Annotated in this window: 33 protein-coding genes; 4 read left to right on the top strand and 29 right to left on the bottom strand. The window is 64.6% G+C overall.

Features of this window, described 5'->3' with window-relative positions; all coding sequences use genetic code 11:
- Window positions 1-2,367 (bottom strand): hypothetical protein, encoded by a 2,367-nt coding sequence (locus BM162_RS16135; RefSeq protein WP_093424237.1) that lies wholly within the window; start codon window positions 2,365-2,367, stop codon window positions 1-3.
- A 297-nt stretch (window positions 2,368-2,664) separates the two neighbouring features.
- A complete protein-coding gene (locus BM162_RS16130; RefSeq protein ID WP_093424234.1) occupies window positions 2,665-3,774 on the bottom strand; it encodes a hypothetical protein in 1,110 nt (369 codons plus the stop codon).
- A gap of 208 nt (window positions 3,775-3,982) precedes the next feature.
- Here BM162_RS16130 and BM162_RS16125 point away from each other — a divergent pair, with 208 nt between their 5' ends.
- Entirely contained in the window at window positions 3,983-4,927 is a 945-nt protein-coding gene (locus BM162_RS16125; RefSeq protein WP_177215203.1) for a DnaB-like helicase C-terminal domain-containing protein, read from the top strand.
- A 56-nt stretch (window positions 4,928-4,983) separates the two neighbouring features.
- Here the strand turns inward: BM162_RS16125 and BM162_RS16120 are convergent, their stop codons facing one another.
- The 4 genes from BM162_RS16120 to BM162_RS22890 form a co-directional block, all read right to left on the bottom strand.
- A complete protein-coding gene (locus BM162_RS16120; protein WP_093424229.1) occupies window positions 4,984-5,253 on the bottom strand; it encodes a hypothetical protein in 270 nt (89 codons plus the stop codon).
- Window positions 5,254-5,356: 103 nt separating this feature from the next.
- Window positions 5,357-5,701: a hypothetical protein gene (locus BM162_RS16115; protein ID WP_093424226.1), complete on the bottom strand. Its 345-nt coding sequence runs from the start codon at window positions 5,699-5,701 to the stop codon at window positions 5,357-5,359.
- Window positions 5,702-5,869: 168 nt separating this feature from the next.
- Complete coding sequence (locus tag BM162_RS16110) at window positions 5,870-6,763, bottom strand: DUF723 domain-containing protein (protein WP_093424224.1); 894 nt, start codon at window positions 6,761-6,763, stop codon at window positions 5,870-5,872.
- Between the two features lie 118 nt (window positions 6,764-6,881).
- The gene (locus tag BM162_RS22890; RefSeq protein WP_177215202.1) at window positions 6,882-7,043 is read right to left on the bottom strand and encodes a hypothetical protein; all 162 of its coding nucleotides are present in this window, start codon (window positions 7,041-7,043) and stop codon (window positions 6,882-6,884) included.
- A gap of 76 nt (window positions 7,044-7,119) precedes the next feature.
- On the opposite strand from BM162_RS22890, the gene BM162_RS16105 reads away from it, so the two are divergent.
- Window positions 7,120-7,548 (top strand): hypothetical protein, encoded by a 429-nt coding sequence (locus tag BM162_RS16105; RefSeq protein ID WP_143096175.1) that lies wholly within the window; start codon window positions 7,120-7,122, stop codon window positions 7,546-7,548.
- Window positions 7,549-7,550: 2 nt separating this feature from the next.
- On the opposite strand, the gene BM162_RS16100 is transcribed toward BM162_RS16105, so the two are convergent.
- The 10 genes from BM162_RS16100 to BM162_RS16060 all read right to left on the bottom strand — a co-directional run bounded on the left by BM162_RS16100 (window position 7,551) and on the right by BM162_RS16060 (window position 14,585).
- A complete protein-coding gene (locus BM162_RS16100; RefSeq protein WP_093424218.1) occupies window positions 7,551-8,018 on the bottom strand; it encodes a PDDEXK family nuclease in 468 nt (155 codons plus the stop codon).
- An 818-nt stretch (window positions 8,019-8,836) separates the two neighbouring features.
- Window positions 8,837-9,427, bottom strand: a complete 591-nt coding sequence (locus BM162_RS16095; protein WP_093424216.1) for a hypothetical protein — start codon at window positions 9,425-9,427, stop codon at window positions 8,837-8,839.
- 110 nt (window positions 9,428-9,537) lie between these two features.
- Window positions 9,538-9,888: a hypothetical protein gene (locus BM162_RS16090; RefSeq protein WP_093424213.1), complete on the bottom strand. Its 351-nt coding sequence runs from the start codon at window positions 9,886-9,888 to the stop codon at window positions 9,538-9,540.
- Window positions 9,889-9,996: 108 nt separating this feature from the next.
- Window positions 9,997-11,061: a transposase gene (locus BM162_RS16085; RefSeq protein ID WP_093424210.1), complete on the bottom strand. Its 1,065-nt coding sequence runs from the start codon at window positions 11,059-11,061 to the stop codon at window positions 9,997-9,999.
- Between the two features lie 126 nt (window positions 11,062-11,187).
- On the bottom strand, window positions 11,188-11,580 hold the full coding sequence (locus BM162_RS16080) for a hypothetical protein (RefSeq protein WP_093424207.1): 393 nt from the start codon (window positions 11,578-11,580) through the stop codon (window positions 11,188-11,190).
- Window positions 11,581-11,662: 82 nt separating this feature from the next.
- Window positions 11,663-11,839: a hypothetical protein gene (locus BM162_RS22885; RefSeq protein ID WP_177215201.1), complete on the bottom strand. Its 177-nt coding sequence runs from the start codon at window positions 11,837-11,839 to the stop codon at window positions 11,663-11,665.
- A 62-nt stretch (window positions 11,840-11,901) separates the two neighbouring features.
- On the bottom strand, window positions 11,902-12,294 hold the full coding sequence (locus BM162_RS22880) for a hypothetical protein (protein WP_093424204.1): 393 nt from the start codon (window positions 12,292-12,294) through the stop codon (window positions 11,902-11,904).
- Between the two features lie 67 nt (window positions 12,295-12,361).
- Entirely contained in the window at window positions 12,362-12,940 is a 579-nt protein-coding gene (locus BM162_RS16070; protein WP_093424202.1) for a hypothetical protein, read from the bottom strand.
- 400 nt (window positions 12,941-13,340) lie between these two features.
- A complete protein-coding gene (locus tag BM162_RS16065; RefSeq protein WP_093424199.1) occupies window positions 13,341-13,571 on the bottom strand; it encodes a hypothetical protein in 231 nt (76 codons plus the stop codon).
- A gap of 69 nt (window positions 13,572-13,640) precedes the next feature.
- Entirely contained in the window at window positions 13,641-14,585 is a 945-nt protein-coding gene (locus BM162_RS16060) for an ArdC family protein (RefSeq protein WP_177215200.1), read from the bottom strand.
- A gap of 409 nt (window positions 14,586-14,994) precedes the next feature.
- Here BM162_RS16060 and BM162_RS16055 point away from each other — a divergent pair, with 409 nt between their 5' ends.
- Window positions 14,995-16,710, top strand: coding sequence for a competence protein CoiA family protein (locus tag BM162_RS16055; protein ID WP_093424193.1), 1,716 nt, complete (start codon window positions 14,995-14,997; stop codon window positions 16,708-16,710).
- 922 nt (window positions 16,711-17,632) lie between these two features.
- On the opposite strand, the gene BM162_RS16045 is transcribed toward BM162_RS16055, so the two are convergent.
- The 10 genes from BM162_RS16045 to BM162_RS16005 all read right to left on the bottom strand — a co-directional run bounded on the left by BM162_RS16045 (window position 17,633) and on the right by BM162_RS16005 (window position 23,590).
- Window positions 17,633-18,109, bottom strand: coding sequence for a hypothetical protein (locus tag BM162_RS16045; protein WP_093424188.1), 477 nt, complete (start codon window positions 18,107-18,109; stop codon window positions 17,633-17,635).
- Window positions 18,110-18,223: 114 nt separating this feature from the next.
- Complete coding sequence (locus BM162_RS16040) at window positions 18,224-18,502, bottom strand: hypothetical protein (protein ID WP_093424185.1); 279 nt, start codon at window positions 18,500-18,502, stop codon at window positions 18,224-18,226.
- A gap of 136 nt (window positions 18,503-18,638) precedes the next feature.
- Complete coding sequence (locus BM162_RS22875) at window positions 18,639-18,797, bottom strand: hypothetical protein (protein ID WP_177215198.1); 159 nt, start codon at window positions 18,795-18,797, stop codon at window positions 18,639-18,641.
- A 109-nt stretch (window positions 18,798-18,906) separates the two neighbouring features.
- Entirely contained in the window at window positions 18,907-19,251 is a 345-nt protein-coding gene (locus tag BM162_RS16035; protein WP_093424183.1) for a hypothetical protein, read from the bottom strand.
- 70 nt (window positions 19,252-19,321) lie between these two features.
- The gene (locus BM162_RS16030) at window positions 19,322-19,513 is read right to left on the bottom strand and encodes a hypothetical protein (protein ID WP_093424180.1); all 192 of its coding nucleotides are present in this window, start codon (window positions 19,511-19,513) and stop codon (window positions 19,322-19,324) included.
- A gap of 73 nt (window positions 19,514-19,586) precedes the next feature.
- Window positions 19,587-19,769: a hypothetical protein gene (locus BM162_RS16025; RefSeq protein ID WP_093424177.1), complete on the bottom strand. Its 183-nt coding sequence runs from the start codon at window positions 19,767-19,769 to the stop codon at window positions 19,587-19,589.
- A gap of 131 nt (window positions 19,770-19,900) precedes the next feature.
- Window positions 19,901-20,932: a hypothetical protein gene (locus tag BM162_RS16020; RefSeq protein WP_093424174.1), complete on the bottom strand. Its 1,032-nt coding sequence runs from the start codon at window positions 20,930-20,932 to the stop codon at window positions 19,901-19,903.
- Between the two features lie 192 nt (window positions 20,933-21,124).
- On the bottom strand, window positions 21,125-21,976 hold the full coding sequence (locus tag BM162_RS16015; protein ID WP_218153107.1) for a hypothetical protein: 852 nt from the start codon (window positions 21,974-21,976) through the stop codon (window positions 21,125-21,127).
- A gap of 265 nt (window positions 21,977-22,241) precedes the next feature.
- Entirely contained in the window at window positions 22,242-22,823 is a 582-nt protein-coding gene (locus tag BM162_RS16010; protein ID WP_093424169.1) for a hypothetical protein, read from the bottom strand.
- 80 nt (window positions 22,824-22,903) lie between these two features.
- The gene (locus BM162_RS16005; protein WP_143096173.1) at window positions 22,904-23,590 is read right to left on the bottom strand and encodes a hypothetical protein; all 687 of its coding nucleotides are present in this window, start codon (window positions 23,588-23,590) and stop codon (window positions 22,904-22,906) included.
- Here BM162_RS16005 and BM162_RS16000 point away from each other — a divergent pair.
- A complete protein-coding gene (locus tag BM162_RS16000) occupies window positions 23,589-24,221 on the top strand; it encodes a prepilin peptidase (RefSeq protein WP_177215197.1) in 633 nt (210 codons plus the stop codon). The genes BM162_RS16005 and BM162_RS16000 overlap by 2 nt on opposite strands.
- Window positions 24,222-24,245: 24 nt before the next feature.
- Here BM162_RS16000 and BM162_RS15995 read toward each other — a convergent pair whose 3' ends face one another.
- The 3 genes from BM162_RS15995 to BM162_RS15985 all read right to left on the bottom strand — a co-directional run bounded on the left by BM162_RS15995 (window position 24,246) and on the right by BM162_RS15985 (window position 25,793).
- The gene (locus tag BM162_RS15995) at window positions 24,246-24,515 is read right to left on the bottom strand and encodes a hypothetical protein (protein ID WP_093424162.1); all 270 of its coding nucleotides are present in this window, start codon (window positions 24,513-24,515) and stop codon (window positions 24,246-24,248) included.
- A 131-nt stretch (window positions 24,516-24,646) separates the two neighbouring features.
- Window positions 24,647-25,090: a hypothetical protein gene (locus tag BM162_RS15990; RefSeq protein ID WP_093424160.1), complete on the bottom strand. Its 444-nt coding sequence runs from the start codon at window positions 25,088-25,090 to the stop codon at window positions 24,647-24,649.
- Between the two features lie 187 nt (window positions 25,091-25,277).
- Window positions 25,278-25,793: a hypothetical protein gene (locus BM162_RS15985; RefSeq protein ID WP_093424157.1), complete on the bottom strand. Its 516-nt coding sequence runs from the start codon at window positions 25,791-25,793 to the stop codon at window positions 25,278-25,280.
- Window positions 25,794-25,901 lie beyond the last annotated feature (108 nt).

The raw sequence follows: 25,901 nt of genomic DNA, 5'->3' as shown, positions 1-25,901 counted from the left end.
CTATCGGGTCTCGAACTTCTTCCAAAGCGGCGTGCCGTGATACAGCCAGGGCCGGTAAAGGACGCGCCTCGGATCAGGCGCCCTCCGCGCTCGACCACTCGCCTCCACCGGGTGTGCGCCCAGCCGCATTGCCGGCGTCAGCATCACCGGCGATGTCGTCGCGCGCTTGGGCACCTCGATCGTCTCATCGCTCCCGGGAACGCGAATCGCGGACATTCCCTCTTCGACCGGCGCCTCGCTGCCGGCGCTCGCGCCGGGGCCCTTGTATTGCCGCGGCTCGAACCAGTTGTAGTGGACCCTGTAGATGTTGAGGAATGCCATCAGCACAGCAGGATTGAAGACAGCCCCGTTGATGTAGGCCGGTCCGTTTCGTGACCCCTTACCTCCAGCTCGTTTCGTTGGACTCGTTCGATGACGTAAGGAGGCCATGAAGGTCGAAACGGGCTGCACAGTGGCTCTCAGCGCTCGTCGCGCCAGCGCGGCTCGCAGGTCAGGATCGCTGATCTCTTGATCGAAAGCGAGCTTTTTGAGAGGGCGGCGATATTTCTTCCGTAGAAGGGGAAATCCGACGACCTTCCGCGTTTCGCCGAAATACTCAGCCGGTGATCGTATCCAGATTTGCGGGAACTGGCGCGACTGGAAGTTCGCGATCGAATATGGGATCTTCACTCCGTTTCGCGCTTCTGTGTATGCCGTCGAAATCCGTTCGGCACAGAACTGCTCCAAAAGGTCCCGGTCCGGGATTTCCTCGCCGAGAACGGCGCGGACCTTCTCTTTGTAACGCTCCAGGGCCTCTCTGAACCGCGCCATTCGCTCCTTGCTTTTCGGCGCGGAGACCTCCTTGTCGAAAGAGACGACGAACCATTCGAACATGTCGTCGTCGATCATTTCCCTGAAGACGTGCGGCACGACACGGACCATCGTCGCTTCCTGTTCACCGACAAGGGTGACCTTGCCCTTTGGCAGCATGTCCCGCAGGCAGGCGAGGTGCGCGGCCTTCGTATAGGTCGGCTTCACCACACTACCATTGAAGCTGCCTCGGAAGTCCCGGTCCGTGTCGTGAAACCCGAAATATCCCTGCCGGATCTGGTCCAACTGAAAGCGTTTATCTTCGGCTTCGTTGAGCTTGTCCTGAACCTCCGGAGGAAGTGCGATGCCGGCATCAACTCTCTTTTCGTAGGCATTATTCACGCGCTCGGAAAACACCCGCCAACGGCCCTCGGCGCTGGCAAAGAGCATGGCCTCGTCCAGCCGTCCACTGGGCCGCTGGAAGTGCATTTTTGGAACCGTGAAGCTGATGCCCGACTTCTGGTTGTAGGTCTGTCGGAGGTTGGTTGGCTGACCTGTGTCGTCGATATAGTGCTCCTCGATGAACTCAACGGGATCGACGTTCGCATCAAAGTTCGCGTCGATCCGGAAAACATATCCGCTTCGGATATCCGCGGAGACGGAAAACTGGAGCGGCGTGAGACGTCGATCGAGGCGGCTTTCCCAGTTGACAGAGATCGTCACGTCATCGTGGGCGATCCTTGTATGGCTGAAACGGTCCGACGCACCCTCTTTTTGTTTCCACTCCCTCAGCTTCGCTTGCTCAAAAGCCAGCAGCGTCTTCTCCAACCAGAAGATTCGACTGTAGAGCCGGCTGACGCCGATCTGTTTTCCGGTGTCGGGGTCAGCCAGCACACGGCGCATGGTTGTGATGCTGTCCCCGTTGACGATGCATCTCAGGATGCGGACGTTGTCGCGCAGTTGCTTCTGCGCTTGGTGATCCAGCGATACCGAGATCCGCGCGCCACGTTTACCTTTGCAGGGGCGGTGGATGATCCGGAACCCCGCGGGCTTCGCTTTTCGGCGATTGCCACCAGCCGCCAGTTTCCCGTGGGTGCCGTTGAAGATGAACTCGTCGGGGTTCGCGAGATACCGCGCGCCGCATGCGCCGCATACCGGACCCATGAGACCGCCGCCTGCGAAGAGCAGTCGATAATACTCTTCCAGGAAGTGCTCGTTCGACAGGATCGAGAAGCTGATGTCGCAGACGCCGTTTCCGCGCTGATGACCGCACTCCATGGATCGGCCGTCATCCCAGCCGACTGGATCACCGTCGTATTCGAAAACCTCCGAAATACGGGGATGATGATCGTCGCTCGACATGGTGTAGGAGCCGAGCCCGGTCGTCAGGGCCGGAATGCTCGCCGCGGCCGCCTGCTTGCGCTGTGCAGCGTTCTTTCCTTTGAACACCGGGATCGTGAAGTCCGGCGCAACACCGAAGTTGCCGCAGTCTGGGTCGCCGCATGTATTGAGGTTGAAATCTGCCAACACGGCAGGATAAACTTCTGATAGGTTCAGCTGTTGAAGCTTCTTGACCATACGATCTCCGATCTGTCGGTGTTGATCTGTCAAGAAGGCCTCCGGGACCGAAAGGGATATTGGCCGTTTTTCCCGGCGACGAAATCCCAGAACGATTTTTCTGCTTACTGTTGCGTCGGGACAAAAGTCCCGCGGGTCGTGTAAACGGCCCTGAAGAATATGCTATTAAAATCAGACGGCTACCGAGGGTTTTTCTCGATAGCCGTTGCAGTTGTGTCCCAGATCCCGGAACGAGCCAGTTGGCGCTCCGGGGCCTTGTCTTTTTCCTCCTGGCCGATGCTCCGAACCGGTGGCGGCTCAGAGCTCCGGAACGGCGTCGCTTTCGGAGGGCGTGAGCAGCTTCAGCGTCTTGTCGATGATCCGCTCGCGGGGGTTGGCCTCGCTGTCCCAGTCCGCCTGCCAGGCGGCAACGGGATCGACCACCAGCATCAGGTAGTTGTAGACCTCGCCGGTCTGCCGGTCGCCGTGTCCGCGGACGATGATCTGGGCGCCGCAGGCGGGCGCGATCTGCTCCTGGGCCATGCCGCCGAAGCCGAGGAAATACACGGGGCGCGGGTATGTCGTGCCTGCGCACAACTCGCTCGGGTTGCCCTCAGCGGCGATCGCGTTGCCCTGGCGGTCACGCAGCCAGACATCGCTCTCCTGACCGAACATCGGGCCGTATTTCTGCTCCAGGGCGCTGCGCAGGGTGGTCAGCGAGAAGGTCTTGCCGCGGTCCATTTCGGAGCGCCGGCGAACCGCCACGACCTCCGAGCCAGGGCCGGCGGGGCCGGCCTCGAGCAGAAGGACGATATCGTCGGCCACGCCATCCCGATCGCGCTCGAACTTGATGGAGGGGATCTCGCCCGCTTGAATGCGCTCGGCAGTGAAGCCGTGCTTGCCGATCAGCATCTTCTCCGCCTGCGTCAGCGTCATGCCGGGGTGCACGCCGAGAACATCGTAGCTCTGCGGCCAGAAGATGTCTGTTTCGCCCTGCAGGGGAGGGCGGCTGTCCGCCCGCAGTGTCATCTCGATGCGCTCGCCGCCCGCGGGTGCGATCACGAGTGCGCCGCGCTCGCCGTCAAGCCGGGCGAAATGCAGGTCCATCTCGGGGCAGTCAGCCGAGCTGGAGGCGGGGTTGCGGCGGACGGGGCCGTCGATGCGCTCACCGGAAGCGACGTACTGGCACTCGTCCCTCTCGGCGCGCATCCAGCCACTCGAGATCAGGTCAAGCTGAACGCGACCCTCGGAGACGAAGAGATCGGCGGAGATATAGTCGATACCCCATCCTTGCTGCGCATCCCGGCTCAGCCTGCCGGTCCACTGCCCGTCGATTTCGGTGGGCTGGGGCTCAGCCTGGGCGGCGACGGTCGCGAGAGCGAGCGCCGTCACTGCCGAGGAGAGGAGGCGAAGAGCTGTGGTCTTCATGATGGGGATCCTTTCTCGATGCGGGCGTGCGGCCCGTTACATCGAGGATATGCACCCGCCCCGGTGTGCTTCGAAACGCAGCCGGTCCTCTTTCTCAGGCTGTCTGGCTGTCAGACTGGCTGGCCGCCGACCGCCCGATCTGGTTACCTACCACCCTTTTCTGAGCGGGCCCGCGGCCCCGAAAGCAGACCAATCGGCAGGGTATTCCATGACCAAGTTCATCACGACGGGCCTCAAGGGTCTCGACAGGAAAATCGGAGGTCTTGCGACAGGAGACTTGATCGTCCTCGGGGCTCGGCCGGGCATGGGCAAGACGGCTCTCGCCGCGCACTTTGCTGCCATTGCAGCGAGCGCCCAAGCGGATGGAACGGCCAAGGAAGAGCGGGACAGGCGGCTCGTCGGAGGACGCGTCACCTATTTCTCCCTCGCGGTCGGCGCGGCATTGCTGGAGGAGATGACCGCCGCGAGCCAGAGTGGGGTGTTCTCGTCTGGATGCGACCTGTCCAAGGTGCACGAGAGCGACAGGGCGCGCGTTGTCGCGTGGAACGAGCGGCGGACGGCCCTGCCGCTCTTCTTCGACGACGCGCCCCGAATGAACGTGGATCATATCGCCAGCCGGTGCCGGACGCTGAAAGAGACCGAGGGCCTCGATCTGGTGATCGTCGACTACTTGCAACTGCTGCCTCCCCTGCGGGAGAGGGAGAGGCGATCCGTGGAGATCGGCGATGTGACGCGCGAGTTGAAGGCGCTCGCGCGCGAACTCGACATCGCAATGGTGGCTCTCTCGACCGTCACGCGCGCCTCGGAACTCCTCGAGGATCCCCGGCCAAAGATGTGGGACCTGCGCGACAGCGGTGCCATCGAAGAGGATGCCGATACCGTACTGCTGCTTTATCGCGATGAGGTCCACGTCGAGCGCCAGAGACCGTTCGCGCATCGCGAACCCACAACCAAGAGCGAGTGGCGCGTGGTGGCGGAATGGCAGAACCACATGGAAAGAATCCACGGGAAAGCCGAGATCCTGATCGCCAAGTGCCGGCGCAAGTTCGTCGGGACCGTTGATAGCCTCTACCAGGGGCACCTGCCGCGGTTCCAGGATGCTCCGAAACCCGGCAGCGTGCCGCAGCATTTGTCGGTCTCTGGGGTCGACTAAGTCTCGTCCGCCTTCTGCTTGAGGGCGCGGTAGAGGGCTTGCTTCGAGGGACGCCTTCAGCCGCCCCGGTAGATAACATGGCGCGGCTCAATCTTGCTGACGGGGAAACCTTCCGGGGCCGTATCCAGCAGCTTCCAGAAGCCTTCGAGCAAGTGGGCCTCGCGCTCACCGAACACGCAGTCGGAGCCGATCCAGCGCCTCGCTGCGGCCATCCTGTCCGGCTCGGGCAGGGTGACCTTGGCCACCGTCAGCAGCGACAGCTCCGATGGGATGGTCTTGTAGGACGACTTGCCGTTCGGTCCTGTGACTTCGGTCTTGAGTGTCATCGTTGTTCTCCGCCGTTCGGCTCTTCTTCTTGAACATGCGCCCGCTGGCATCGCCATCGCAGCGGGCGCGGATGTGGGTGAAAGTGACTTTCACTGGTCCTGGTCAGGCCGCGGCGAGGGCGCTGTTGCTGGCCGAGAGGGTGACATCGACCCCATCGGCGGCGAGCTCCGCGATTTGCTCGAGGAGGTAGGCGTAGGCCACGCTGGTCTTCGCCGCGCGCCAGGACGGATCGAGCAGGACCTTGACCGAAGTGCCGGCGGGAACGACCGAGAGATGCGTATCCAGGGCCACGATCAGAGCCGCGAAGACCCTTTCGCCTTCGGTCATGCTGGCGGTTTCCGGGACATCCGGAGGCAGGATCGCCGTGTAGACGGCCGGCTTGCGACCATCGATATGGATCTCGACCTCGATCGCGAATTCGTAAAGCGGGGTAAGGGTGATCAGCATGGCAAGTCTCCCTACACGCGGAGAAGATCATTCGCGTACAGCACGAAGATCGTCTCGTAATGTGTTGTTTTCACTGTGGTTCTCTGTGGCCGGGCCACTCGTCAGAGGGATGGCCCGGCTACGGAGGACACAAGGGAGAGCGCCGACGGTTCGCAGCGGGCGGCCGCGTCAGTCGTCCGGCTTCTCGCGCCGGGGATCGCGCGGCTTCTCGATCAGCCCCTCGGCGTGGCACTTCGGGCAGCCGTAGCCCAGGACGACCTGCTGCGGCATGCGCTGGAAGGCGCCGTGGGTCTGGCAGGTGAAGGCGATCTTGACCTGGCTGCCCTCATAGTCGGCCTCGTCGAAACTGTAGCGGTCTCCGAAAAGCTCGCCCAATTTCCGCGACAGGCGCGCCGCGTTGGTCTTGCGCCGGGCGTGCTTGCGGTCGAGCTTCGCCTGCTCTTTGCAGGCGGCGCAGCCCGTGCTGTTGAGGTGATTGGCGGGCGTGGCTTCGAACGGGCCGTGGAGCGCGCAGTCGAGCGAGACCTTGGCGTTCTGACCCTTGAAGGTCGCGCGGGAAACGCCAAACCGATCCCCCCACTTGCTGATCGACATCTCGCGGAACCGGCGCGTTGCCCGTTCCAGCTTTGCTTCCTGAACGCGGGTGTAGCCGCAGGTCGGACAGCCGTCGCCCTGGAGATGGAGGGCCGGCCTCTGGATGAATTCGGTATTGCAGACGCGGCAGTGCATCGCGAGCGGGGTCATGCCGTGCCGGTAGGTGCCCAGGTAACTGTACTGGTCGCCGTGGACGGCACGGGCCTTCGCGATGAAGGCGTCCTGGCCTGTCAGGGGGTAGGGCACGGCATCATCTGCCGCACAGTCCGGGCAACCGATGCCGCGCAGGTGGCTGATGGAGCGGACCGGGAAGGGGCCGTGCTCGGGGCAGGTGACGGTGATCTCGGGCTCGAGCGCCTCGACGCTGTCATACGTGTAGCGGTACTGGTGCATCGCCGCCGCGCGCTTGAGATAGTGGTCGAGCTGTTCCTTGTCAGTCTTGCGCCGCTTGTTCGCCCGTCTTGGCATTCGCCGTCTCCTCGTCGCGATATGAACTCGCGCAGGAAATAGGACCGGGAGACAAGGGCCGGAAAAGCACCGGAGTCGGCGCAGGCGAGATCGCGCGCCGGCTCCGTTCTCGGTGAGTTCAGAAGGCCCGGACGAGCGGCATCTTGAGGCGCGGGAAGGGGACCCCCAGCTCGGCCGCGCGGGCGTGGTCGCCCTCGGCCATGGCCTCGTCGATCTCGCGGCGCGCCTGATCCGCCGCGTGCGCTTTTCCGGTGATGTCGATATGCTTGTCGTACGCCACTGCTCTGCTCCGTGTTGAGTGTGCTATTAGGGAAATCGACGCCGGGGAGAGAAAATGCAAATCGCGGCAGGGCAGGATGCTTCTCGGCACGTTGCGCCGCGCGGCCTCTGCGGGGTGTGATAAAGGGACGAACATGGTGAGCAACCCGGAGGCACGCCTCCGTCTCGAAAACGAGGCACTGCGACGCCGGTATCTCGCGACCGTGGCGACGGTGACCAGCGAAGCTCTGTCGCGCTGGTGCAGCGAAGGCAGGATCTTCGCCGTGGAAGTCGAGGGCGAGGCGCGCGCGCCGGCTTTCCAGTTCGCCGGTGGCGCGCCCAGGCCGGAGATCGCGCAGGTGCTCTCGGCACTACCCCGGGATCAGAGGAATGGCTGGCCGGCCGCTTTCTGGTTCGCCTCGCCCAGCGGCTTTCTCGGCTGTGCTCCGCAGCAGGCCCTCGATGATCCCTCGCGCGTCGGCGAGGTGGTCAGGCTCGCGGGACAGGTCGGGCGCGCGATCGGCTGAGGTCAAGCCGCCAGGCTTTGCAAAGCCGCGGCGCGCACCTTGGCCCGGGCAATCGCGCGACGCACGCGCCGGCGGACGCGGGGCATGTCGCCGTGGATGTCGCATTCCCAGATCCGCAGGATGGTATAGCCGCATTTGCGCAGGTAGGCGTCCTGCGACCGATCCAGGTGGATCCTCCGTTGCTGCCGCTCATCCGGCTCAGGGAAGCGCTCCGGGTGCCCGTGCCAGTAATCGCCGTCGAACTGGATGACCAGCGGTAGCTCGTCGAGGCAGGCGTCGACGCAGAACTTGGAGAAGAGGAGTTTCTGAGGGGTGTAGGGCTCGCCGATCCGGTCGAGCATCTCGTAGCCGAGGACCTCGATGCTGGTGGGTGCGCCATCTTGCTGCTTCTGGACCATCCACAGCAGCTGCTCGGTCCAAGCGGGGTCGGCATTGCGACACTCGAGCGAGCAGTATTTGATGTTATTCAATTTCGATCTTGATGGCGACCATTGAAAGGTCGTGCCGCAAGTTTTGCATTCGTGACTGGTCTTGTTTCTCGATTGCCAGGAATTCTGGCACGCGGTGGAGCAGAAGCGGCTGCGGGCACGACCGAGAAACGGCTCGCCGCAGGTCTCGCATTCGATATCCCGATGGCCCCGGCCTTGAGCATTTGCCTCTTTCCGTCGGAATTCGCCCGAACAGGATCTGGAGCAGAATTTGTGGTGACGCCCAGATCGGACAAACTTTTCGCCGCAATTCTGGCAGGTCTTGGGACGCCTGCTGGCAATGCCTTTGCATGTCGTGCTGCAGAAATTGCCGGTGGCAGAGAGCCTACTCGGCGCGACATGGACGGTCTTCTCGCAAGTAGCACAGGCAACCTTTGGCAAACCCGAACCCCTTCGATGAGCCGGGGTCCACAAGGATTGCGGAGTGCGCTTTTCGCCGAATAATCAGCGGGTTGCGTTCCCGGTTCGTTCGAAGGAGGAAATACCCGCGCCAGAAGAGGCCCAGAAAAGCGGGAGACCGCGGCTCAGAAAAAGCCGCAGGAAATAGGAGGAGATTTTGTTGGAAAAAAATCGCAGGTATGGCGCCACACGGGAGATAGGGCCCGAAGACAACCTTCGCTGCGTCTTTCGTGAAAAAAGTTCAGCAGCAGCGTTGCGCGAGGATGCCGGCACGCGCGAGCGCGCCCGAAAGACAGAGAGAAAGAGAGGGGCGAGATAGCGGTCGGGTGGGGTTTTACCCTCCACCGCCGTCAGGATCTCTTAGGGCGCCCTTGAAGTCGCAATGCGCCGCGGCGCCCGGGTCAGGATGCTTCGGCTTCTGCTGCCTGGCGCGCAGCCTCGCGCCGGAGCCTGGCATGATTGGACTCGCTCTGGCGTCTGTGGGACTCCTCGACCCGCTCGTAGACCTGCCAGTCCTCGGTTACGTCCATCACCCGTTCCTTCGCGAGCGCCTTCCCGCGGGCGCCGCTCGGCTCGTCCGAGGCGCCGAACCATTCAGGGATGCCCTCCGCCAGCTCCTCGTCGCTCTCGAGCAGGTACGGGCGCTCTCCGTAGCGCCGCCTGAGTTCCGCTTGCGTGTAGAGGGTGTAGAAGTCCGCCTGGAGGCGGCGGGCGAGGTAATAAAGACCCGGGTCCTCCGGGTCCTCGAGATCGCTGAGGAGGAACCAGGCATTGCTGTCCTCCTCCGACCGGTCGCAAAGGTCCACGCCGCCCTTCACGCCGGAGGGCGCGAACCACATCCTCAGGCGGACCTTCTCCCCGGTAGCGTCGAGATATTTCTTGCGTTCGTCAGCAGGCATCTCCCTGACCGTCGAGACCAGGACGTGGGTGCTGTACATGGCCCACCCGATCAAGGCTTCCGATATGTCGGGGCGTTCAATCACCTTGCGCATCGTCGCACTCCCTGGGCTACGCATTCTCGTGCTGCCGCCGCGACCTGAGCGTGTTCGCCGAGGGGTCGCCTTCAGGCAGGCAGACTGTCTGTCTGCCTGAAGGCTGGACGTCAACCGACCTCGAGGAGGCCGCGCACCCTGATCGCGTTTTCGAGGGGATGATTGATCTCCTGCGGCGCGATCTGGCTCCGCCTGAAGATCACGGAGAAGCCGCCCTTGTAGATGTTGCGGGCATCTCCGGGCTGGGCCGCCTCGAGGCGGGCCGCGAGGCCCGGCGTGTTGCCCAGGATGGACACCACGACCTCCCGGCTCCGGTCGTCCTGGAGCATCTCCTCGGTCACGTCGAGGCGAAGCGTGTCCTCCTGGAGGATAGCCGCATTGGGGAGCCCGATGCTGGCGGAGGTGCGGGTGAAGTCGAAGACGCCCGGCGTCACGGTGATATCAATCGTGGGACGTGTCATGGTCTCTCCTTGGTCTCTGTCAGAGGTAAGCTTTGTCTGGTGCCGCGCGGTCGGTGGTCTTTCGCCGGCACGTCGAACGGCGCGTGCCGGGAGGACAGGGCGCTCTCCCTATGCGGAGAGCAGTGCCGCCATTTCCGCTGCGGTGACCTGGACCTCGATGACCATCCCGTCGGGGCGGGTCATCTTCATCGTACGCAGGGCGGGCGCCGTCTCGGTCGGCGCGGCCTGGTCCGGTACGGGATGCGGCGCAGGGGTCTCTGTGCGGGTGAGGGCGCCGGTTTGGCGGGAAGCCTTGTCTGCCGCCCTGTCGGCAGCCTTGACCGCGACGCGCCACTGGTAGACCGCGCCGGCCGTCGTGCCTTGCTCCTCGGCGAGTTCCTTGACCGTCAGGTCGCCGGCATCCACGCGGGCGAGCATGGCTCGCTTGTCGTTGAGCGTCCAACGGCGCCGGTCCGCGCCGCCCTGCTTGCCGGCGAAGCCGAGCTCCTTGCGCCATTGCGTGATCGTGTCCGGCGTCACGCGGGCGATCTCGGCGGCCCGGGCGTTGGTCAGACCTTCCTCTTTCTGTCTTTCGAGAAGGGCGATCCGTTCGCCGCGGGAGAGCTCCGACGGGGCGTTGCGCCTGCGGTCGTATCCCAGATCTCGACGCCATCCGGAGATCACCGAGATGTCGGTGCCGGCGATCCTCGCGAGATCCTCGTCGGTCAGGTGTTCCTCGGCCATGCGCGTCATCAGCGCCTGCTTCTCCTCCCGAGACCACTGCGCCGGCGGCTTGTCTCGGGGCAGTCCGCGGTCGGTCGCGACCTTCATCGGGCGGCTCTCAGCCGCACGCATCTCGCGCGACTTGGCCAGAACCGGGTCCTCGTCGGCCTCGAGCTCGTCGAGCCCCTCGATCAGGGACGGCTGCTTCGGCCCGACGACGGCCAGGCGCCGCTGGTCGAGCTTGTTCGCCGTGCGGCCCTTCTCGCGCTCGATTTGCTTGCGCCAGTTCGCGACGGTGGTCCCCGAAACGCCGGCGAGCTTGGCCAGTTCGGCCTGGGTCAGGCGGTGCTGGTAGCCATAGCGAAAGAGCGCCAGTTTGTCGGCGACGGAAACGGGGCTCTGCGCGCCCTGGCGGGAGTGCTTGATCGGGAATACGGGCGGCAGGGTCGGCTGAGCGGCGGGGTTGGCCATCGGTTTCATCCTCGGGGTCAAGTGTCTGGGGAAAAGAAACTTGGCTCGAGTTTCCGAGCCGGTAGCATTTTTCGAAAACCGAGGCCGGAACGCGGCCTCAGCGGGTCTCAGGCGAGGCGGCTTGCCTCAATCGAACAGGCGACGGATGCGGGCCTGCTCCTTGAAAGCGACGCGCAGCGCGCCCGAGCCGGCCACGACATCGACCTCGCGGGCGATCGTCTCGAGGGCCAGGGCGGTGCGCACGCGCTCGACCAGCGCCCGCGGCAGGTAGCCCACCAGGAAGTCCAGGTCGCCGGCCTGGAGCCGCACCTCGACAGCGCGCGGGTCGCGCGCGGAAAGCGGGGCGCAGCGGAGGCGGAGCATGCCGCCGTAGGCGAGGCGGGCGCGCACATCGCGCGCGGAGTCCTCGGACAGGCCCACGACCTTCACCGATTGTCCGGGCGTCGGCAGGTCTCGTTTTTCGAGGACACGGACGGGTGCGTCGTAGTGGGTCCTGTCGTGCGCGAAGGAAGCGTTCATCTTGTTCTCCAGGTTCGAGCGGCGCCGCCGAGTGCGCCGGGTTCGTGTTATGAAAGGAGATTGTCGTTCAGGCGGAGATTGCCTAACCGCGCGCATCCCGGCGCAGGGCGCGCACGGTGCGCAGGATGTGTTCGCGCTCGTCCGGGTCGCTCTCGGCGGCGGCCTCGGCCTCGAGGCGCCGGGCATCGTGGAGCATCTGCTCCCGCTCGAGTTCGTCCGGCGTATCGGCGCCGACCTGCGCCTGGTTCATCTCGGGCATCAGCGCCTCCTCTGGAGATGTGAAGGGGGGGGAGGCGGGCCCGCGTGAGGCCCGCCCATCAATCAGTGGGCGTAGACGCCGTTGGTGAAGAAGCGCGGGCTGATCTGGCAGGTCTCGAGTTCGGTCTCGAGGTCGTCGCGCGTGCGCCCAGCCAGGGCGCCGTCGGCCTCGAGGAAGTCGAAGTAGGTCTCGATCGCGACGAAGGGGGAGAAGGGACCCTCGAGGTAGAGGTAACCCACCACCATGGCCTCGCCGTGCTCGTTCAGCTCGCGCCCGTGCTCGTCGAAGACGCGCCAGTCGTCGCGCTCGAAGAGGTCGTAGGGGCGCAGGTCGCCCAGGTTCTCGATCAGTTCACCCTGTTCATCGAAGGTGAAGCGCTTGCCGCCGGTGGCCTCGATATAGCCGGGAGCCTCGTCGGACTTGCCGGCTGCGGCATGTGCTTGTTCGAACTTCATGGTTTCGGTCCTTTCTGGAGCAGGTGGGGGAGGCGTTCGGGCGGGGTGGCCCGCCCGGTCGCCGGTCTTAGTCGGCGAAGTAGAGATCGCCGTTTTCGGTGAAGAGCTGACCGGAGTTGCGGATGATCTTGGCGCAACCCTCGTCGTCGAGGTCGTAGACCTGCTCGGGGGTCATGCCGTTCTCTGCCGCGATCTCTTCGGCGAAGCCCTCGAAGTAGGCGCGGATGGCCTGCCGGCGGCTCCCGTCGAGTTCGTCGAAGGCAAAGCCGCCGATCACGCAGGGCTCGAAACCATCTACCATCGCCGCGTGCCGTTTCAGGGCAGTGCGCTCGTCGTCGGACATACCGGTGTGGTCGGTGATGATGTTGTCGTCGTGGCCGTCGACGATCGTTCCGAAGTGCGAAGACGCATCCCAGATGTCGAGGACGGTGAAGGGTCGCTCGGGCATGAGCCAGCTCACATTGATGTAGCTGACGCCCTCGGCCTGGAGCTTCTCTTTCACATCGCTGCGCAAAGAGCCGTCGTTGTCATCCTCGTCGCGCTCGTAGTCGAAGCACTCGCCGTCGAACTCGGCGTCAAGCGCCTCCTCGAGCCACTTCGCAATGGATTTATGAAGGGGACCGCTGATCTTGAGGTAGGAGAGCATGCTGGACCTTTCGGGTAAGGGAGAAAGAAAGAGAGACAGGGGGCTGATCGACCGAAGCAGGCCCAAACCAACAAACGCCGGTCCGGCCGATCAGCGGGCAGGGTGCGGAGCCTGCCTGAACTGTGTGTGGTGCATTCGGGCCCCGGGTGCCGGCCCTCATCGAAGAGGGGGGCGGCGCACGGTGGCCGAAGGCGGAGGACCCCGGGGGAGATCGAGCCATCCGCCGTCAGGCAGTCTGTCTGTCTGCCTGTCTGTCTTTCGCGGGAGGGCGGGCTGCGCGAGGCGGCTCAGGCTGCCTCATTCCTCCTCCGCGTCGCCTCCGTATTCACGAAGGATGAAGCGCTCGTCGCTCCATTTGATCGCCGGCCAGTAATCGACCATCGGAAGGTGGGCGACTGCGTCACGCGGCGCGGGCCTCGCGTTCACGGCATGCGCGTTCGAAGGCGTCGATCTCGGCTTCGCATCCCGGGTTATCCAGGAGGAAGCGCCACCGGGCGTAGACGCGGCATGCTTCGTCAACGCGCTGCATTGTCTCCTTGCGTGCCCTGTTCCTGAGCCAGCCGCTGAGCAAGAGCCACATGCAGCGCAAGTCCAGCGCGAAAGCCTTGAGGAGTATCCGTAAGCGCTTCATGGCGCGTCCCTTTCATATCTGTTGGAGAGGGCAGGTGGGGCGCCGCCGGCCGGCGCCCCGATCCGAGCCTCACGCAGCCGCCAGGGCTTCCGAGGTCGTTTCGTTGGTCTTCGCACCCGCCCTGGCGGTGCGCTCGAGGTAGCGCGCGGCGCTGACTGCCGCCTTCGCGGCCTCGCGGATGTGCGAGACATCGTTGTCGAGAGCCTTCGCCCAGTCGGCCACATAGGCGCGGTTGTCCTCGCGCAGCTCCGCAGCCAATCCGAAGTTCAGGCCGAGCACCGCGGCGCCGATCTCGGCGACGAGCTCTTCCTTGGCGTAATCGGCGCGGCCGCCGATCTTGTCGGCGAAGCGGGCCTCGCGCTTCTCGGCGCCGCTCCAGTGCACCAGCTCGTGCAGCAGGGTCGAGTAGTAGCCCTGGGTCGCGGTCGAGCTCTTGGTAGCCCGGAACAGCTCGCGCGGCGGCATGGTGATCTCGTCGGTCTTGAGGCTGTAGAAGGCCTGCTGCCCGGCGGTGTTCACGATGGCGCCGGTGGCGGCGACGAATTCGTCGATTTCGGCGAATTCCTCCGTCTCGTCGACAAAAGCCTCGATCTCGCCCTCGGGCATCTCGACGCCTTTCAACTCGGCGATGTTGAACACCGGGATGTTCTTGAAGAACACGCGCTTGTCCTCGGTGCCGTCTTCCTTGAGGCGCTCAACCACAACGGGAACAGAAATGATCTCCGAGCGCGCGCCGGCGAACGAGATGTTGTTCTTCTTGCAGTAGCCCCGCGGCAGCCAATAACCGGTGGAGAAGCCGCGGACCATCTGCGCGAGCATCAGGTTGAAGGCGTTCATGCCCGTGTAGGGGCGGCCGGTGGCAAAGTTGCGCGGGCGGTCGGACAGGCGCGTCCAGGGCATCTCGAATTCTTCGGTGCCTTCGGCAACTGCAACTTCGAGGGAGGCGACGATCTTGTCGGCGATCTCCTCGAGCATGTCGCGGGAGGGCTTCTTGGAGCGCGTATTCTTGGCCATGACGGAGTCCTTTCTCGAGATGTGATGATGATTTCTCTCGAGGGCGTTCGCTGTGCGCTTCCGCCCTGCGTCTAAGCAGGGGGCGGAAGTGCTCAGCGAACGGCTTTTGCGATCGGCCGAATTAGGGAGAAGCGCGCCGCGCCGAGAATTCGGGAATGGGCCCACCGTCGATTTAGGGAATCGCAATGCTGCGCATATTTGCCTCACGTAACGATTCAGAAAATGGCGCCGGTCACTTCTGCAGAGAAAGAATTTCACGGCGCCGTGCCGAGACAGCGCACGCGTTTGTCGGCCGAAGGAGTGATGGATGCAGCCAGGCGCCTCGCAAATCGAGACACCAGTGGAGACTTCCCCCGAATTGACCTCGGGTGGCAGGCTCGCCCGCATCGCCGTCCCTTCGGATCCTGAAATGCTGGCAGCCCTGCCGGCCGCCGTCGGCATTCGCGGCCGCGATGCCGTCGTGCGCCGCGCGGTTCGCGCCGCCTACGAGGGACTGGATCAGAAGGCCGCCGTCGGCATTCCCGACGCGGCCCGGCTCATCCGCGCCGAAGAGTTGGTGAACATGTCGCGGCACGAGCTCCACGAGCTCCGTGCCGCCGACAACCTCCGGTGCGCCTGTTGCGGCGGCATCGTCCGCGCTCGCGTTCCCAACCACTCGGAGACCACGAGCGTGTCGACGATCGTCGGCGACGAGGTGGTCACGATCCAGCTCAGCCTGCCGTGGTTCCAGCATGCCGGTGGTCTCGCCGGGCATTGCCCGTGGTCGAATGGCAAAGCCGAGTCCCTGTCGGAGGACGAGATCAAGGCGCGCATCTACCAGGGGCGGCAGGAGAGCGAACTTCACGTGTATCTCAAGGCCCGGGTGGAAAGCATTCTGAGGCAAGATCCGGATTTCGGCACGCCACTCATCGAGCAGCGCGTGCAGGTCGGGCGGGATTACCGCCAGGCCGACATCCTCGTGTCGCATCGCTCCGGCCGGCAGTTCGCGGTCGAGATCCAGGTCTCTCCGCCGCTGGTCAGCGACATCCGCAACCGCTCGAACTACTATGCCGACCGCGGCGTGCAGGTCCTCTGGATCACTCCCGAGGCGACATCCGAGCGGCTTCGGGCGGGCTTCCGCGACATCGCGCAAATCCATGCCGGCATGCTGTTCATCGCGACCGAGAGCGCACTCGAGGCCAGCGAGGCGCAGGGCCGTTTCCTGTTCGACGCCTACGACGTGACCGAGACCGCGCCCGTTTTCGAGGCGCGCTGCAGCGTGGATGACCTCAACTACCCGCCTCGCGCCGCGCCCTACCTCTACGATGCGACCCGCGAGCGAGTGAGGGCGGCCGCCGAACGAGAGGCGGCCGTCATCGCTGAAGAGCTTGGCATCGAGCCGGGCACGGCCGTGAACCTGCTCGACCCCGGGGTAGGGGGTCCCCTCGAGGATCTGATGACCCGCGGTCGATGGACCACGGAAATCGCGCGGCGCGACTCCGCCATGGCGTGCAGCTTGCTGGAGACGCCGGATGCCGCGCTGGTCTCCCGGACGGCGCTCCTTGCGCTCTTCGAGGCACTCTCGCGCCATGGCGCCCGCCCGCGCTCGGCGCGCATCTGGCGCCGCGTGGAGGTTCTCCTGAGAGGGATCGCGCGCGATCCTGACCAGGCGCGGCTAAGGCCGCTGGTCATCGGTATCGCCTTCAACACGGTCCTTACGCACCGCCTCAAGGCAGAGGTGCTCGACGAGCTGCGAGTCCATGGCCGCAACCTCAAGGAAGGCCCGTCGGAGTTCGTGCGCGAGACCGCATACCGGCTGTTTCCGGCGGTCCTGCGGGACTTTCCGAGGGAAATGCTTGGACGGCGCGCGGCGCTGTTCGACTGGGAACGCGTGCCGGGACGCACAGAACCTTGGGAGCGCGCCTCCGGGAAGTGGGGGCTTGCGACCGGACCCGAGAATCGTCCGGTCGCGCCCTCTATCACCTCGGCCTATTCGAGAACCGAACCCGAGGCGCCTTCAGTCCTGGCGAATGGTGAGCAGGCCGCCGGCTGCATCACCCAGTTCGCCCTCGACCGCAAAGATCGAAGCGAAGGTGCCTGCGTCATTGCCGTAGAGCGCGCCTTGGAACTCGCCTGCGGAAGATAGCCCGGAAACCAACGCGCCATCGGATGGAGATTCTCCTCCATTCATCCGCGCCTCGTCGGTGAGACGCAGCGATCCCGAGGCACCGCCATCGGAGCCGAGCGATCCTGAGCCCGAGATCACGACACGGTCGGTGATGTCGTGCGGCCGCGCCGCCATGAGCATCTCACCATTGATGGCAATCGCCGACGTTTCGAAGTCGACCGCAACCTCCGCCGTTCCCTGGTAGAAGCCGGAGAGCCCGGCATCGAGCGTGCCGTCGCCGTCGCGGTCGATACCGTCCTTACGGTCGATGAAGGCCCGGGCAATCCCGGCGTACCGGGCACTTCCCTGCTGTGCCGCCGTGCCGGATGACCCTGTGGGGTCGCCGAGGATCGCGGCTGTTCCTTCCCCGCCCTCACCGGTGACCAGCAGTGCCGCCGCAAGCCGCTGACTGCTCACCGCCGGAATATAAACGATCGTTTGCGGACCCAAGCCATGTTGCCCGCCGGTTTTCACCAGCTGAGCTGCTTCTCTCCCGAGCATGAACTCTGCTGCGAGGTCGGTTTCTCCGGAAGTTATGAACTCACCCCCGACAGATACTTCCGCGCCGTCCTCAGACAGCATGAGGGTCACCGGGCCCTGATCAGTCGTCCGGTTGGAGGAGGTGAACTCGGCCGTATGGGCGACGCCCGACGCCAGCTCGAGCTTCCCGGCGGCCGCCGAGAAGTCGTGGCTCATCGTCGGGGGTGTCTCAAGCGGCGTGGAGAGCGTTGTGTCGCATGCAGACAGGCTGAGGGCTGCCAGACTAATCGCGATCGCAGTGCATTTTTTCATCGTCGTCATCCTTCTCTGTTTCTTGCGACGCCTGCGGGACTGCAGGCGTGATGTCTTTGTTTGCGAACCCCCAGCCTGAGGCCGGGCGGCCCGGCCGGGGGAGGCGGCATTACATGCCGATCGTGAGTCCGAAGGAGACGATGGCGTCGGCCATCTTGCCGTCCGACGGCATCACCTGGATGAACATGTTCTTGTAGCGCCCCTGGACGCCGCCCATCGGGACGACATCTCCGGCGTGAACGCCGAAGGTGCGGCCGTCTTCGGGGTAGTGCGCGAGGCCGCCGAAGAGACCGACCTCGAGTTCCTCGGCAAGGCTCCAGTTCTGGCCGACCACGAGAGCCGTCGAGGCCTTCGAGTAGCTGTTCTGGTAGGCGCCGACGGTGAACTCCAGGTCAAGCGCGGTGCGGTCCTCCCAGGTCAGGAAGACGCCGGGGTTGACCTCCTGGAACTCCATACCGGCGTTGACGTGCTTGGAGCCGAGCAGGAGCGAAAGCCGATCCGGGGCAAAATCCGCCGCGGCAGCGCTGGCAGCCAGGCCGATCAGGGCGATGAGGGAAAGAGCGAAAGTGCGCAGGGCGTTTTTCATGGGAAGGTCCTTTCAAGGGGGAGATGTGGTCCTAATTCCGGCGCCGCTTGGCTCCGGTCTTCTCGCAAAGCGTGGAAGACCGAGGCCGAGGGGCGGCAGGAAGTGGGAGAGGGATTAGGTTGCGCGGGCGGGTTCGATGACCCGGCCATCGATCATCAGGTAGACAACCCGGAAGGGGTCCTGTTCGCGTTCGGCGCGTGTCCAGATGTTCGCACCGATACCGTATTCCTCGATCGCCTCGATGAATGCGGGATCGGAAATCTGCAGGGTTTGCCGGAAGTCGGAAGGGCCAGCCACGGTGACGTGAATGGCGGTTTCGACAGGCCGGTCGATCTTTTCGACGATCCCGAACCGCTTGACGATGCGGGGCTGCCGCCTTTCGGATTGGGGCATTGGTATTCTCCTATGGGTCGGGGAATGGCAGCAGCGACCGCACGGACATCTGCGTGCTGACCGTCCGGCTGTCTGCCTGGCTGATTTCGGGAATGAAGAGGGCGAGCCTTCCTCCAGAGCCTCCGCACGCGGCGGATCAGGACGAAAGCTCGCGCTTGAGCGATGCCTTCGCCTTTTTCCGGTCGTACCGCTTCTTGCTGCGAATGACCTTTGGGCGGGTATCGACCGCGACGGCCTGTCCCGGGTTCCCGGCGCGCACGCGAAGCGCGCGGGCATGTTCATTCCGGTCTTTCATCTGGAGCCTCCATTTCTCTGGTAATGAGATCGTGCCATCGGCCCGTGAGCCGCACTCGAAGAGGCGCACGGGCACGCATGGTGCGATCGATATCTGGAATTGCAGGCGCTCAGATGAGCGAGCGCATCCGCATCAAGGCCAGAAAGAAAAAGCTCCAGCCGATAGCAGCGAGGAAGGCTGTCGACGAGATTCCCCCGGAGCTGAAGGTCACGGAAGCTTCGATCATCACCCAGCCGACGACGCTCATCAGGAGCCAGGTCTTGGCTTTCACCCGGAAGAAACGCATCAGTGCGAATTCGAAGGTGAGAAGGAGAAGAGCGGCCGGAACACCCGGGCTGAACGCCTCACCGCCGAGAAGTCCGCCGATCAGGTCCGCATATGCCCAGCCGAGCAGCGCCGCAGCGGAACACAGGGTGAATTTCCCTATAGCTTTCCGCCGCACACCGCGAGGCATGGCAATCTCCGTCTTGGAATGATCCGGAAGGGTTCAGGCGCGGGGCATATTCCCCCACGCGCCGAGGCCTTTAGAACATCTTCCGGAAATACATGTACGAGAGCGATGCGAAAGCGACCATTCCGAACCCGAAGAAGCTGATCGCGTGGAATTCGAACGCGCCGAGCAGGGCAGCGATATGGAAGCAGGCGCCGGCGACGATCATGCCGATCATGAGCACCCGGAGTACGGCCTTGATCTTGTTGATGGTGGAGAGGGTCATTTTCTATCCTTCCCAGGGGGCATTTCGAAAAAATACGCGCCGGGACCGGTTGACCGAAATCCCGGCCCGCGGGTCACAGCTGGCGCAAGCGCATGTAGGCCAGCACGGCGGCAGCGAAGGCCATGAAGGAGAACATCTGGATGGCGACGGCGGCACCGAGCAGGTAGATGGCGATCAGATAGGCCTGGCAGCCGACCAGCGTGGTGAGCGTGAAACTCCGGATACCGCTCCGGAGGGCAATTCGAGCTTGGGTCATGGGAAACCTTTCTGGCTGATCCGAGGTGGTTCTCGGTGAAAGAGCGCGATCCGGCTTCTTCCCGGCCCGCACCTGGGCGGGGCCGGGGAGGAGGCGGGTCGCAAGGGGCATCACGCAAGATGGAAGGGAGATCAGGCGGCTGCCGCGGCCGACCGCCTTTCCCTTTCCGCCTCGATCTCGCGCTGGCGTCCCTGCAGTTTCAGGCGCGCATGGGCGGAGAAATGCTGCCGGTCGAGTGTCTGGACGGTATCGGCATCGAGTTTCCGGGCGCCCTTGAGGTCGCTTTGCTGGACGCGGCTGTTTGTTGGCCTGAGCTGCTCATCGAGAAACAATCCGCGAAGCACCGTCTTGCCTCGGGGTGTGCGGCGATAGGTGGCGGAGACAACCTGCGTAGGCGGTTCGCCCTTGTAGTTGAACGCCTGCCTCAGAACGAGGAGATCGCCTTCCACGATCTCCTTGCGCGCCTCTCGTTCGGCACGCTGAGAAGCCCGCGCGCTGTCTATGCGGCGAGCGACACCCGCGCGCATCTGCTCGAACTCCTGCCGCAGATCGGCCTCGGCCTCAGGGCCCCATTCGTAGATCGCAGCCTTGATGAATTCCTCGAAGGCCGGGACGGCCCGGTCAAGTTTGCGGCCGCGCTTGGCAAGCATCGAGAATCCGAAGCTGGCCTCGTTCTTCCAGGCCTCGAAGACATGGCACGAGGATCCGCCCTGTTCGTCCTCCATCTCAAGGGTGGTGCCGCCCAGTGTGTGGTGTGCCTTCACCTCGCGGTTGATGGCAAAGCGTTCGAGGCGATCTCGTTCGGCGCGAGCGCGCTCGACATTGGCCGGCGTCGCGAGAGGCGAGGTGCCGAGGGCTGCAAGACCCTCCAGGGCCGCGAGAAGCCGATCGGCATAGCGCGTGGTCCCAACCTCCTCGCTGATGGGCAGAACCTGTCCTCGCGCACTGAGATTGGGCAATCCGCTCGGCATTCGGTAGAAGTGCTCGTGCGCGTCGAAGAACACCTCGTTGCCGCGCACACTGAGGGTGTGGATGACGAAGCGATCCCCGTGGACGGCGAGTTGAAGTGCTTCGGCGGTATCGACAGCGAGGCAAGGCGTGTCGATCTTGTGACCGAATGCGGGGGCCAGAAGGCCTGCGAAGAAATCCAGTTGACGTGCCACCGGCTCGCTCCTTTTCCTGGGATGATCGAGGGTCCGCCGGGTGCGTCCCGGCCTTCATCAAAGAAGGACGGGACGGGACCGGTGGGCCGGCCGCACGAGGCCGCGGCGAGGGCCGCAGGCAGTCAGGCAGGCAGACAGGAGGGCTGCCGGTCTTCAGGTGGATGCGAGGGGAGGACTGTCCGGCAGCGCCGGTCAGATGCGGGCGACGGCCCGGGCTTCGAGGTCGTCGAGAAGCGACCAGAGCGACTGGGGCCAGATCACACCTGCCTCCGTGAGCTGCTGCATGCGGTCACGCAGATAACGGACGCTGATCGGTCCAGAGCCACGCATCTCCACATGGAAGCTCGTCATCTTGTCGATGAGCGTCTCGGTCGTCTCTCTCATCCGGCGCCACTTCGGCCCCGCCCGAATGGCGGATACGAGGACGGCGAGGGTGAACAGCAGGTAGATCACGCCGCCGGCGAGGCCCGCCGCGATCAGCCACGCCGCCGGCAGGTTCGGCACGAGCGCATAGAGGCCGACGAGCCCAACCAGGTAGAGAGCGAGGACCCCGGCCGCCTTGGCTGATACCTTCAGCCATCCCACCAGAAGACTTGCTCTTTGCACCTGCAGACGGCTCCGGCCGGGAAACGGGTTGGGCCTGACCTGCTCCTCCACGTAGGCGGTGATTTCCATGTCAGAGAGGGCCTGCACCAGCAGGCGGTCTACCTGGAGGTCACGGTACGGGCTGTCGAGGTATCGACCGACGGCGTATTCGAGGCCATCTCGATCGACCTGCAGTTCGCCGTGTTTCTTTACCTCTGAGAGAAACCAGCGCGGCTCGCCACGAAAGCGCATCGAGAACGCGCGCCTGGCCTCGGCCACCTCCAGCTCAGCCCCGCGCCTTTGCGCCGCCGACACAGCCTGGAAGAAGGCCCCGGTGATGTCGCTTGCGATGCCATGCGCCTCGTCAAGTATCTCGAGGGCCTCGCAGCTATCGGGATCGAGCCCCTCCTTGCGGACTCGCTCCAACCCGAGATCGAGCAAGATGCGGTTGACCAGCATGTGGTCGGAGTTCTTCTCGATCTCCTGGCAGTTCCGGGGCGCCTCGGCCCCGAGGTAGATCGAGTTCTCGAGGTAGGCCTGCCGCAGGTCTTCCCATGGGCTGAGACCAAGCCTTTGCCGGCGCTCATCCCGGATTTCCTCGTAGCTTCGCACCTGCGCACCTTTTCACCCGATTACCGCGGCGAGCTTCAACCGCGAGATGACCTGCGGTCAAGGCGAAGTCCGCAAACAGGGCACTTGATCCTCGCAGCGGTGCGGACGCGCGTCAGCCGCTCTCCGGGATCTCGGGAAGATTGTCGGTCCAGGATGCAACGCACTTCCGCACCAGCAGGGATACCGCGACATAGGCGTCCCTGGTGCTCTCACCCTTCGCGATGTCGAGTGCGAGCGCGGTGAAGGCCAGGGCGTGTGCGCATGCCTCCATCTGCTCCTCGGCGGTAAGGCCGGTGGATCGGGCGATATCCGCCACGACCCCGTCGCAGGCAAGGGCGCCTTCGGCAACCGCGCGCAGGCGGAGCGTGGGCTCTGTCTCATCGGCGGTCGCGGCCGGCACGCCGCCGCGGAGCTTCGCCAGCTCCTCCCGCGTGACCGTGAGGTGCGTGCCGTCGCGGGACGTCTCTTCGATCCGGTCGAGCGCGCAGGCGAGGAAGCTCGGGCCGACATAGCCATCGCAACGCCGGAGGCGCCGTTCGATGAGCATCCCCGCGAGAGACATTGTCTCCATGTAGTCGTCGATCCGCTCGACGCCGTGGGCGGACAGGCTCTGCCGCATTCCCAGCGAGAACTCGCGAGCGACCGCAAAGGCCATGTCGCGCAGGTCCGGCTCGTCCCGTGCGGGCTTCGTCATGTCGGGTCCATCCGTCTTGGGGCAGGGCGCTACGGCCCGCGTTTGTGGCAGGCTACACGATGACGCGGGCAGATGCTCCCCTATGCCGCTCCCGCGGTCACCAGCTCCCCCATCTCGCTCGCAGGATCCGTGACGCCGGCCGCGCGAAGCAGTTCTCTCGTATCCTCGTCGTGGCCGCCCCAGTGGATCCCGCCGATCATGTAGCGACGCGCGAACAGCCCGTGGGCGCCCGCCTGGGCGCATAGCCAGCGCTCTGCCGTCGCCATGTGGTCAAGGAGATCGCCCATCGCGCGCAGCCGGGCGTGAAAGCTTGTCGGCCGCGCCATCGCGATGGCGATCGTCTCCTCACCCGCGGGGCGCGCGCCGTGGGTGAGGTCCTCGAGGGCCGGCTCGTTCAACAGCAGAAGCGCGTTCGGACGAAGCCCGATGGAGGAGCGCCCGTCGAAAGGATCACCGATGTGGCCGACCTGGTCGCGGACCATCGCATCCGCGGCAAGAACGGACTGCGCGTCCCTGAACTCGTGCGAGGGAAGAAGCAGCTGGCTTCGCGAGGAGCGAAACTGCATGCCCTGTAGGAGACAGACCTCCGCATCGGCATCGATGTCGTCCTCGATGACCCCACGGGGAATGACGAAGAGAGAACTGGAGGCATTGGGTGTCGCGCTCGATACCCACTCTCGGCTCTCTGCTGACATCAGAGGGGGGTCGACGAAGTAGAGACCACCTGCCGCCCAGCGGTCAGCCCTGGAGATGGATGCGGTGTGCATGAGCGCGCCTCCTGGTTGTCTATACCAGGAGATATGGCCGAAAACCCCGCGACCACACCGGATCGGCGGTTTCCGGGCCGACGCGCGCGCGACGATTTCCTTGGAAGAGATGCCACTCTTCGGATGGGAAACCGTGCTGATATCAGAGATCCTGCTCGTGCTCGTCAGTCTGGCTGTCAGCCTGACTGTCGCGTATGAGGACATCCGCCACTGCGAGATCGATGCGCGGACCGTGATCGGGTTGTCGTGCCTTCTCGTTCTCCTGGGAGTTGGCTTCGGCCTGCCCCAGGCGAGCGCGATCGAGCAAATGGCCGGCGCTGCGGTGGGAGTCGCACTTGGCGCGTTCGGGCGCCTCTACAGCAGGTGGCGCTTCGGTGCCGCGGCTTTTGGCGGCGCGGATGTGGCGCTGATGATCGGGTTCGGCGCGGCTCTCGGCTGGATGGCCGTCGCGCCATGGATACTCGCGGCATGCGTGCTCGCCGCCGCGAGCTACGCGCTGCCAGCAGGCTGGCCGCTGGCAGCAAGGCGGATGGAGGTGGATGGGGAGGTCCTTCGGGTTCTCCCGTTCTGCCCTGCGCTCCTCGCCGCCGGCTGGACCACCTGGTTCCTGCTTAGGGTCGGCGTGGTCTGAACCGACGCCTCCTCCCGACGGCCCTCACGCCTCTTGAAGCTCGCGGAAGCTTTGTCCGCGGGCATCCCAGACGCCACCCTCATCGACCACTTCTCGCGCGGCTCGACTCTTGGAGGTCTCGGCGACGCTCCACATCGCGTCGAGGAGCTCTGCGAGCTGCGCGCTGGTCAGGGTATCCCGGGCGCTGGCGGGGATGGCTTGCAGCATCGCGGAGGCGCTTTGCGGGAACGCGCCCACTTTCGCCTGCTTGAGTGCCCGGCTGACCTTGATCTGGTGATTGGTCACGGTCTTCATCGTATGCCTCCAGTGGCTTGACAGAAGGGTACCCGGCAAGCAATTGCGCCGGAAGGATCGGAACGCGTCCGAAATGCTGATGTCGTGGGATACCGGGCCCCGCCCGGCCTCCAGGCGGGTCTCTGATGCGCTCACCTGTGTTCGTCGTCAGCGCTGTAGGCACCCACTCGCAGCAGGTGTTCGTGGTGCTCGCGGGTGGCGGAGTCGAGAACACCGAGGATGTCGGCCGGCGTGATCTTCACATCGGTTTCGTTGCCTTCCGGGTCCGTGGCAAAGACAACCACGCGACGACCGAAGGACGTCCGCAGTCGCGCGAGGTCGATCGGCACGACACGCGCCTCGAGGTCCTTGGTGGCACCGTCTGCATCCGCGTAGAAAACATGTCCTTCGATCTCGACGGGAACGGCACAGATGCGCTGCACGGGGTTGTCGGGAGTGGAGAGGGCGCGGGCGATGGTCTCCGGCTCGGCGGAGATGTCCTGCTCGGTCACGGCGAGCATCGGGATCTGCACATCGCTCTCGGAGGCATGGCGGGCGTTCAGGTGAGCGGCTGCATCGAAGATGTAGGCTTTCATGGCGTTCTCTCTTTCAGATCCAGGGTAGCAGGTAGATGTGTCCGGAACCAATTTCGCGGGCGCATGGCGGTACTTGCCGGCGCAAAGGAATACGCGGGGCGCGCCGATCCGAGGGCGGCGCAGACATGCGTCACGGGCGGAGCCGGGTGACCGGCCGCTCGATCGGCGGCCGGCCCCTGATATTCCCTTACCCAGCGTCGGGGTGCGGCGCGCGGCCGAGAGCCCCGAGGAAGTGTTCGTCGTCGGGCAGATCGTCGAGCTCGAAGAGTGCCAGGATCGACACCGGGTTGGCGGACTGCTCGCAGCCCATTTCGCGCGCCAGATCGTGGAAGCGGCCGCACCCGGAGTGATCCTTGCCGTGCACTTCGAGGCGATTGCGATCCAAGTCGACCACATAGGCCCACTCACAAGCCCCCTGGGTACCGAAGTCCATGTGGTCTTCCAGGTCGCACCCTCCGGCGCGCTCGATGATGGGCAGGATGAGGGCGCCGATCTGTCCGCTCATCTGCGGGCTCTGCGATTGCCGGCCGCCATCGACGAAGCGACAGTTGAGGGCCGAGGCGCAGAGGAGGGAAAGGCTGGCGCCGCGCAGGTAATCGAGGACTTCGAGACCGGCGTATTCCGGCTGGCCGTCGTAGCGGCTGAATTGCGCGACGCGATGCGAGCCGCCGGCGATGACGGCGATGAGATTGTTGGTGCCCATGTGCTGAACCCTGCCTTGGAAGAAGATGAACCAGGATGCTCAAGGCATCCTCGGGGTCACGCCCGGCTGGCCCGCCTCGCATCCTGCGAGAGGCGGGACAGGCGGGTG

Origin of the sequence: Tranquillimonas alkanivorans (assembly GCF_900115595.1) — a bacterium.
Lineage (GTDB): Bacteria > Pseudomonadota > Alphaproteobacteria > Rhodobacterales > Rhodobacteraceae > Tranquillimonas > Tranquillimonas alkanivorans.
The sequence above is the reverse complement of the archived record's forward strand: the minus strand, read 5'-3'. Positions and strand labels throughout refer to the sequence as shown.